This window comes from Burkholderia sp. Tr-20355 (assembly GCF_017104685.1).
Classification (GTDB): domain Bacteria; phylum Pseudomonadota; class Gammaproteobacteria; order Burkholderiales; family Burkholderiaceae; genus Burkholderia; species Burkholderia seminalis.
The window spans coordinates 45,065-54,162 of sequence record NZ_JAAGPK010000041.1; the positions used below are offsets into that span (position 1 = coordinate 45,065).

General features: G+C 67.6%; 7 protein-coding genes. 3 read left to right on the top strand and 4 right to left on the bottom strand.

The genetic code is table 11. The features are described 5' to 3' along the window. The first annotated feature begins 59 nt into the window (after positions 1–59). Both parC and G3N62_RS13835 read left to right on the top strand, forming a co-directional pair. Entirely contained in the window at positions 60–2,381 is a 2,322-nt protein-coding gene (gene parC, locus G3N62_RS13830; protein ID WP_069705581.1) for a DNA topoisomerase IV subunit A, read from the top strand. A gap of 240 nt (positions 2,382–2,621) precedes the next feature. Next, positions 2,622–3,080, top strand: coding sequence for a CopD family protein (locus G3N62_RS13835; protein ID WP_034190714.1), 459 nt, complete (start codon positions 2,622–2,624; stop codon positions 3,078–3,080). Positions 3,081–3,118: 38 nt separating this feature from the next. Here G3N62_RS13835 and G3N62_RS13840 read toward each other — a convergent pair whose 3' ends face one another. Then, positions 3,119–4,003, bottom strand: a complete 885-nt coding sequence (locus tag G3N62_RS13840) for a LysR family transcriptional regulator (protein ID WP_059558165.1) — start codon at positions 4,001–4,003, stop codon at positions 3,119–3,121. A gap of 112 nt (positions 4,004–4,115) precedes the next feature. Between G3N62_RS13840 and G3N62_RS13845 the strand changes: the two genes are divergently transcribed. Continuing rightward, positions 4,116–4,562 (top strand): multidrug/biocide efflux PACE transporter, encoded by a 447-nt coding sequence (locus G3N62_RS13845; protein WP_124670602.1) that lies wholly within the window; start codon positions 4,116–4,118, stop codon positions 4,560–4,562. A 51-nt stretch (positions 4,563–4,613) separates the two neighbouring features. On the opposite strand, the gene G3N62_RS13850 is transcribed toward G3N62_RS13845, so the two are convergent. The 3 genes from G3N62_RS13850 to G3N62_RS13860 all read right to left on the bottom strand — a co-directional run. Then, positions 4,614–5,822 (bottom strand): chromate transporter, encoded by a 1,209-nt coding sequence (locus G3N62_RS13850; protein WP_034190717.1) that lies wholly within the window; start codon positions 5,820–5,822, stop codon positions 4,614–4,616. A 204-nt stretch (positions 5,823–6,026) separates the two neighbouring features. Then, positions 6,027–8,366, bottom strand: a complete 2,340-nt coding sequence (locus G3N62_RS13855) for an EAL domain-containing protein (RefSeq protein ID WP_124670603.1) — start codon at positions 8,364–8,366, stop codon at positions 6,027–6,029. A 216-nt stretch (positions 8,367–8,582) separates the two neighbouring features. Next, positions 8,583–9,098, bottom strand: a 516-nt coding sequence (locus G3N62_RS13860) for a PhzF family phenazine biosynthesis protein (RefSeq protein ID WP_206141244.1), incomplete at its 5' end; no start/stop codon positions are given.

The following is a 9,098-nucleotide window of genomic DNA, read 5'->3' on the forward strand; positions in this document are numbered from 1 at the left end:
CGCGCGGCCGGGCATGACGCCCGGCCCGGCCTCACGCCACTTACGAATACGGAATTCTGATGGACGACAATACTTCCGATCTCTTCGCCGGGTCCGATGCACCGGACGCCGAAGCGCTGACGCTCGGCAACTACGCGGAGCAGGCGTATCTCAGCTACGCGGTCAGCGTCGTGAAGAGCCGCGCGCTGCCCGACGTGTGCGACGGCCAGAAGCCGGTGCAGCGCCGGATCCTGTTCGCGATGAACGAAATGGGTCTTGGGCCCGATGCGAAGCCGGTGAAGTCGGCGCGCGTGGTCGGCGACGTGCTCGGTAAATACCACCCGCACGGCGACCAGTCGGCGTACGACGCGCTCGTGCGTCTCGCGCAGGATTTCTCGCTGCGCTACCCGCTGATCGACGGGCAGGGCAACTTCGGCTCGCGCGACGGCGACGGCGCGGCGGCGATGCGTTACACGGAAGCGCGCCTCACGCCGATCGCGAAGCTGCTGCTCGACGAGATCGACCAGGGCACGGTCGACTTCATGCCGAACTACGACGGCTCGTTCGAGGAACCGAAGACGCTGCCGAGCCGCATGCCGTTCGTGCTGCTGAACGGCGCGTCGGGTATCGCGGTCGGCCTCGCGACCGAAATCCCGTCGCACAACCTGCGCGAAGTCGCGGCCGCTGCGGTCGCATTGATCCGCAATCCGAAGCTCACGCACGCGGAGCTGATGAACCTGATTCCCGGCCCGGATTTCCCGGGCGGCGGTCAGATCATCTCGAGCGACGCCGAAATCGCGGCGGCCTATGAAACCGGCCGCGGCAGCCTGAAGGTGCGCGCGAAATGGAAGATCGAGGATCTCGCGCGCGGCCAGTGGCAGCTCGTCGTGACCGAGCTGCCGCCGAGCACGTCGGGCCAGAAGGTGCTCGAGGAAATCGAGGAGCTGACCAACCCGAAGCTCAAGCTCGGCAAGAAGACGCTGACGCCCGAGCAGCTCAACACGAAGAAGGCGATGCTCGACCTGCTCGACGCGGTGCGCGACGAGTCGGGCAAGGAAGCGGCGGTGCGGCTCGTGTTCGAGCCGAAGTCGCGCACGATCGATCAGACGGAATTCGTGAACACGCTGCTCGCGTACACGAGCCTCGAGTCGAACGCGACGCTGAACCTCGTGATGATCGGCGCCGACGGCCGGCCGGGCCAGAAGGGCCTGCTGACGATCCTCGACGAGTGGGTGAAGTTCCGCCAGCTGACGATGACGCGCCGTTGCCGCCATCGTCTCGCGAAGGTCGACGACCGCATCCACATCCTCGAAGGGCGGATGATCGTCTTCCTGAACATCGACGAGGTGATCCGCATCATCCGCGAGTCGGACGAGCCGAAGGCCGCGCTGATGAGCGCGTTCGGCCTCAGCGAGCGGCAGGCGGAAGACATCCTCGAAATCCGGCTGCGTCAGCTCGCGCGGCTCGAGAAGATCAAGATCGAGAAGGAACTCGACGCGCTGCGCGACGAGAAGGCGAAGCTCGAGGAACTGCTCGCGAACGAAAGCGCGATGAAGCGGCTGATGATCAAGGAGATCGAGGCCGACGCGAAACAGTACGGCGACGATCGCCGCACGCTGATCCAGCAGGAAAAGCGCGCGACGTTCGAGGCGAAGGTGGTCGACGAGCCGGTGACGGTCGTCGTGTCGCAGAAGGGCTGGGTGCGCGCGCTGAAGGGCCACGGGCTCGACCCGGCCGCGTTCTCGTTCAAGGCGGGCGACAGCCTGTACGCGGCGTTCCAGTGCCGCACGCCGGACCGGCTGATCGCGTGGGGCAGCAGCGGCCGCGTGTACTCGGTCGACGTGTCGGTGCTGCCGGGCGGGCGCGGTGACGGCGTGCCCGTCACGTCGCTGATCGAGCTCGAATCGGGCTCGCACCTGATGCACTACTACGCGGCGTCGGCCGACCAGCAATTGCTGCTCGCGTCGAGCAACGGCTTCGGCTTCCTCGCGAAGGTCGGCGACATGGTGAGCCGCGTGAAGGCCGGCAAGGCGTTCATGACGATCGACGCCGGTGCGGTGCCGCTTGCACCGATGCCGGTCCTGCCGAACGCGACGCAGGTCGCATGCCTGTCGAGCGGCGGCCGCTTGCTCGTATTCGGGATGGACGAGATGAAGACGCTGTCCGGCGGCGGGCGCGGCGTGATCCTGATGGCGCTCGACGACAAGGAAACGCTCGTGCAGGCGCTGGCGATCGATCCGGCCGGCGTCGTGCTGATCGGTACCGGCCGCGGCGGCAAGGCGCAGGACGAGACGCTGTCGTACGCCGGGCTCGCGCCGCACGTCGGCAAGCGCGCACGCAAGGGCCGCGCGCCGGAGACGAAGCTCAAGGTCGTCAACGAACTGCGCCCGCTGCTCGGCTGACGCCGGGCCCGGTTCGGCCGCGATCGACAGGCCGCCCATCCGCTTCGGCGGGTGGGCGGCCTTTTGTTTGGATGCGGCGATTCGGGTAAGCCACGTGTGGCGCTGTCACGCGGAACTTGCAAAATAATGTGAAATCGCGCCGGGGGTCTGAACCGGGACGCAATTGGCCGGTCGAACGTCGCTTGATGCCGCGCGCGACGCGGCCGTTCGCTGGTCCCCACTCATCACAGGATTGTCGCCATGTCCCACGCTGTTGCCGTCGCGCTGTTTCTTCACCTGCTGGCCGTTGCCGTGTGGGTGGGCGGGATGGTTTTCGCGCACTTCTGCCTGCGCCCGGCGCTGTCCGACCTGTCGCCGCAGCTCCGGTTGCCGCTGATTGAAGGCGTGTTCGGCCGTTTCTTCAACTGGGTGGCCGGTTCCGTGATCGTGATCCTGCTGTCCGGCGGCTTCCTGCTCGTGGAATTCGGCGGCGCGCACGCGACGTGGTCGCTGCACGCGATGGCCGGGCTCGGCGTCGTGATGATGCTGATCTTCGGCCATATCCGCTTCGCGCTGTTCCCGCGCATCCGCCGCGCGGTGCAGGCGCAGAACTGGCCGGACGGCGCGCGCGCGGTGAATGCCGTGCGCCTGCTCGTCGTCGTCAATCTCGTGCTCGGCGTCGTCACGATCGGCGCGGCCGTGCTGTCGCGCGGGTTCTGATCGCTCGCCGCGGGCTGCCGGCCGGGTCGCCCGCGCCGCTACGCGGCCAGCATCGCATCGAGCAACCACGCGCCGGCCGGGCCGAGCGGCCGGTTGCGCGACCAGACCGCATCCACGCGCACGCGGCGCGGCCAGCCGCGTGAGCGCAGCTCGCACAGGCGATCGCGCGCGAAGTGCTCGACCATCCAGCGCGGCAGTTCCGCCCAGCCGAACCCCAGTACGGCCATCTCCAGCAGCATCAGGTAGCTGGGCGCCAGCCAGTGCTGCGTGCCGACGACGATCCGGTCGTCGGTGCCGCGGCCTTCCGTTTTCACATAGGTATTGAGGCGCAGCTCGCGCACGTCGCGCAGCACCGCGTGCGGCACCTCGGCGTCGCCGTATTCGGCGAGCGCATGCGTGCGCCCGACGAACAGCCCGATCTCCGATTCCTCCGCCACCGTCGCCGCGCCGATATCGGCCGGGTAGGCCGCGCGCGCGGCCATCAGCCCGAGCTGCGCGCGGCCCTGCTGGATCAGGTCGAGCACGTCCTCGTGTTCGGCGATCTGGCATTCGAGCTCGAGCGCCGGAAAGCGTCGCTCGAGCGCCATCAGCGTTTCCTCGTAGCGTTTCGACTGGTACGTGTCGGACACGACGAGCGTCAGCCGCGCTTCCTCGCCGTGCGCGAGCCGCGCGGCCGTTCGGTCGATCGCCGCGCTGGCCTCGAGCGCGCGCTGCACCTGCGGCAACAGCGCGCGGCCGGCGTCGGTCAGGGTCGGCGCGCGCGTCGAGCGGTCGAACAGCTGCACGCCGAGATCGATTTCGAGGTTCGCGATGGCTTCCGAAATGGTCGACTGGCGTTTGCCGAGCTTGCGTGCGGCGGCCGTAAACGAGCCGAGCAGCGCGGCCTCGGCGAATGCGAGCAGGGCTTCGGGGGCGTGGTGCATGCGGTGCTCCAGACTTCTTATTATCGGTAAAACCGATGATAACAAACTGGATTCAACCGGTATCGCCGATCAAAATGGCCGACATGCATGACGTAACGAATAGGAGGGCATCATGAAACAGGTGAACAAAACGGTGACGGAACGGCTGCTGCACGCGCTGACGTTCGAGCTGGTCGCGATCGCGCTGTGCGCGCCGATCGGTGCATGGCTGCTGGACATGCCGGTGTCGCACGTCGGCGTGCTGACGGTGATGGTGTCGCTGATCGCGATGGCGTGGAACATGGTGTTCAACACGCTGTTCGACCGCTTCGAGCGTCGCGCGGGATTGAAGCGCACGCTCGGCATGCGGATCGCGCACGCGGTCATGTTCGAGCTCGGCCTCGTCGCGATGGTGGTGCCGGTGGCCGCGTGGTGGCTGAACGTGAGCCTCGTCGAGGCACTGCTGCTCGACCTCGGCATCGTGCTGTTCTTCCTGCCTTACACGTTCTGCTTCAATCTCGCGTATGACGCGCTGCGGGCCCGCTGGATGGCTCGCCGGGTCGCGGTGCAGGCCGGTTGAGGAGGGGCGGCGCGCCGGTGGCGGCCGGTGGAGCAGGGCTGCGGGGGCCTGTCAGTGCGAGGCGGCCCACAGCCACACGCCGCACGCCACGGCGACCGCGCCGTAGACGGCATAGACGGGCACCTTGAAGCGCGCGAAGCACAGCGTCGCGAAGGCGCCCGTCAGCCAGTAAACCGGGTCGGCCGGCTCGCGATGCAGGATCTTCGCGACGGCGACGACGAGAAAGCCCGTGGTCGCCGCGCGCAGCAGGCGCATGCCGTGCTCGAAGCGCGCGTGGCGCTTGAGCCGGGACAGGTGGTTCTGCGCAAACACGACGAGGCATCCCGACGGGATGAACAGCGCGGCCGTCGCGAGCAGCGCGCCGACCCAGCCGTCGGTCAGGTAGCCGAGAAACGGCACGACGTTCAGCAGCGGGCCCGGTGCCACCGGCGACAGCGCGAACGCCAGCGTGAAGTCATGATCGGAGATGCCCGTCGCCGGCGACACGAACAGCGTCTTGAGCACCGGCAGCGCGGAAAAACCGCCGCCGAACAGCGTCATGCCGGCGCCCGCGAGGCGCGGCCACAGTAGCTGCGCCTGGTAATCGCCTGGCAGCGGCACCGCGAACAGCGCGACGAGCACACCGAGCAGCACGAGCAGGTTGCGGTCGCGCTTCGACAGCGTGAATTCGACCGCGTCGCGCTGGGTCGGCCCCGTCAGCCAGCCCGCTGCAAACGCGGCGAAGAGAATCCCGACGAAAGCGGCGGGAGTATGCGCGAAAGCGAGCAGAATCGTCGACAGCGCGGCGATCGCCTGCTCGAGCCGCGTGCGCGCGAGCGCGCGCAGCTGCTTGACCCACGTGACGCCGATCAGCGCGGCGAGCACCATCCCGAAGTGATTGATCAGCATCGGCGCGGCCAGCGAGCGCACGAGCGGCGTCTGATAAAAGATCGCGAACAGCGTCATCAGGATCGAGAACGGCAGCACGCTCGCGATACCGGCAACCCAGGCGCCGGCGCGGCCGTGCAGCGTCTGGCCGACCTGCACCGCCACGTTGCAGCCGACCGGGCCCGGCACGAGCCAGGCGAGCGCGACGAGATCGCCGAATACGTGCGGTTCGATGCGCTGCAGTCGTTCAACGTAGTGGCGTTCGAGCTGCGCCATCATCGAAAGCCCGCCCCACGAGAGCGCGGAAATACCGGCGACGACCTTGAACAAGGTCCACAGGGATGCCTGTGCCTCTTCGACACGAGCGGTCGCTTCGACTTCGACGGTAGTCATGGTTGTGTGGTTGGCGCAGGGCCGGATCTCTCGCGTATGGCCATGCCGGCGGCCCGCCGACACGTAGGCCCTCCCGATTGTCCGCCGCGCATCGTGACACTGCCATGCGCGAAAACGCTAGTTAATGAACTAAACGATCGGATCGGGAAACGCAACAATCGCGACGGCGCGCAACGGGCGCCGTGGTTGCAGCGGCGCCGCCGTTCAAGCGCCGGTGCTGCCGGTCGCGCGATGGGCGATGACGTTCGGATGGTCGCCGCGCACGCCGAAGCGGGCGATCAGTGCGGGAATCGCGTCGGCCGGCACCGGGCGCGAGAACAGGAAGCCCTGTGCCTCGATCTCGCCGAGCGCGGACAGCCAGGTGATCTGCTCCTCGGTTTCCGTGCCTTCGACGACGACGGTCAGGCCGAGTGAGCGGGCGAGATGGACGATCGACGACACCATCACGCACACGCTGCGATCGTTCGGGATCGCCTGCACGAACGAGCGGTCGACCTTCAGCGTGTCGACCGAGAAGCGGTGCAGGTACGACAGCGACGAATAACCGGTGCCGAAATCGTCGAGCGCGATGCGGATGCCGAGCTTCTTCAGCGCGACGATCTTCTCGGACACGAGCTCCGGATACTCCATCATCGCGGTCTCGGTGATTTCGAGTTCGAGCCGGTTCGCGTCGATGCCGGTCTCCCGCAGCGTGCGCGAGATCGTCTCGATCAGGTCGCCGCGCCAGAACTGCACGGGCGAGATGTTGACCGCGAGCGTCAGCGTGTCGTGACCTTCGTCGCGCCAGCGCGCGATCTGCTCGCACGCGGTGCGGATCACGAAGTCGCCGATCGGCACGATCAGGCCCGTCGATTCGGCGATCGAAATGAATTCGTTCGCCGAGATGATCCCGTGCTCGGGGTGATCCCAGCGCGCGAGTGCCTCGAAGCCGGTGATGTACCGGTGCGTGAGGTCGATCTTCGGCTGGTACGCGAGGAACAGCTGCCCCTCGGCGAGCGCGACACGCAATTGCTGTTCCCAGCGCATCAGGTGATCGGCGCGGTGCGACAGGTGCGGCGCATAGAACTGGTAGCAGTTCTTGCCGGCGTCCTTCGCGCTGTACATCGCGAGGTCGGCCTTCTTCAGCAGGTCGATCTCGCTTTCGTTCGCGACGGTGTGCAGCGCGATGCCGATGCTCGCATGCAGCACGAACGAACTGCCGCGCACGTCGAACGGCTCGCCGAACATCCGGATGATCGCTTCGGCGAGCCGCACCGCGCGCCGCTCGACGTCGTCGCCCTTCATCACGACGACGAACTCGTCGCCGCCGATGCGCGCGAGCGAGCCTTCGTCGCCGACCGCATCGGCCAGGCGCGACGCGGTCATCTGCAGCACGATGTCGCCGGCGTTGTGGCCGAGCGTGTCGTTGACGGTCTTGAAGTTGTCGAGATCGATGAACAGCAGGCCGAGCCGCGACAGGCTCGCCGGCATCGACACGTCGTTGCGCAGCCCGCGCAGCGTCGCGTAGCGGTTCGCGAGGCCGGTGAGCAGGTCGTATTCGGCAAGCTGCGTCATCTCGCGCTCGCGGCCGAGCAGCTTGCCGATCAGGCCCGTCGCGACGCCGAAGAACGCGAGCATCGCGAGCGTGATGAAGCTCGTCATCAACAGGTAGACGTTGCGCGTGTGGTAGTAGTCCGCGAACTCTTCCGTCTGCGATAGCCCGACCATCACGGCGAGCGGATAGCCGTCGAGGTGGCGGTACGACACGATGCGCGTCACGCCGTCGATCGGGTCGATGATCGTGCCCGTCACGCGCTCGGCGATCGGGTACACGCCCGATGCCGAAAACGCGCCGGGCGCGTTGTTCAGCGAACCCGTGCGCCGCGCGAGCACCGTACCCGTGTCGGACACCACCGCGATCACGCCTTCCTTGCCGATCGCCGCGTTGTTGTAGAAGTCGTTGGTGAAGTAGCTCGGGTCTTCCGACACGACGACGATGCCCGCGAAGCTGCCGTCCGGGTTGTTCAGGCGCCGCGTCATCTGCAGCGTCCAGTGGCTCGACACGCGGCCGAGCACGGGTTTGCTGATGAACAGGCGGTCGTCGTTGTGCGCGAGGTGGACCTTGAAGTGCTCGCGGTCGGACAGGTTGATCGGCTGCGGATGAAGCTCGGCCGTGTTCGCGAACAGGATGCCCTTCGCGTTGACCAGCGACACCTGAATCAGCGTATCGCTCGGCACGACGCCTTTTTCGACGGCGCTCGCGAGGTTGAAGTGCGCGGGGGACTTCTCGAATTCGAACTTGACGAAGCGGGTGATCTGGTCGACCTGGTGGATCGCCTTGACCGTATGCTGCTCGAGCGCGGAGGAGAGGATCGCGGCGGAGGCCGCCGCTTCCTTGTACGCGCTGTCCTTTTCCACCGACAGCCGCGCGATGATCACGGCCCACAACAGCGCGAGCGCCAGCATCCCGAGCAGCGGGATCGCAAATAGCGCCCGCCGGCGCGATTTGCGCGGCGTGCGCAGCGGCCGGTTCGGCGGCGTGTGGTTGGACCGGGCGGAGCTCATCGAAGCGGGTGGCGTCCTGCTCGCGTGCGCCATCCGTCCGGATGGCTGGCTTGGGTTGGGGTTATCCCGGCGTCTGTTCGTTCGCGGGATGCGCAACCATGGACAGACGTCCGAAACAACGGATTAGGCCCGATATTACTGGCTGGAACGTTTTTGCGATAGTTGGGCGAAGCGTAGGGCGCCGAACGAGGCGGCGCCATCGCACATCGCGGAATGTCAGGCAGGCGACCGGAAGGTGCCGTCGACGACCGTCACGACGTCGCCGCCGATCCATGTCGTGCCGTCTTCGTCGTAGCGGACGGCGATACGGCCGTCGCGGCCGATCGCCGTGCCCTGGCGGGCCGTGTACGACGGGCCGGGGCGGCGATTCTGCCGCGTCAGCAGCCCGGCCAGCGCGGCGTTCGCGCTGCCGGTGACGGGATCCTCGCCGGGGGTGCCGAACTGGCCGCCCGTCATCAGGCAGCGGATCTCGAACGTCGCGGGGCCGCCTTCGGCGTGCGGCGCGTAGGCGGCGAGGCCGTCCACGCCGTAGCGGCGGGTCAGCGCTTCCAGCGCGACCGGATCGGGCGACAGGCCGATGCACGCGTCGGCCGACTTCAGCCGCACGACCAGCCACGGCGCGCCGTTGTCGACCGCGCACGGCTCGGCATCGAGGTCGAGCGCGTCGCTGCGCAGCGCGGCGGCCAGCGCCGCGTAGTCCGAACGGTCGGGCGGCGTGACGCGTGCCGGCGG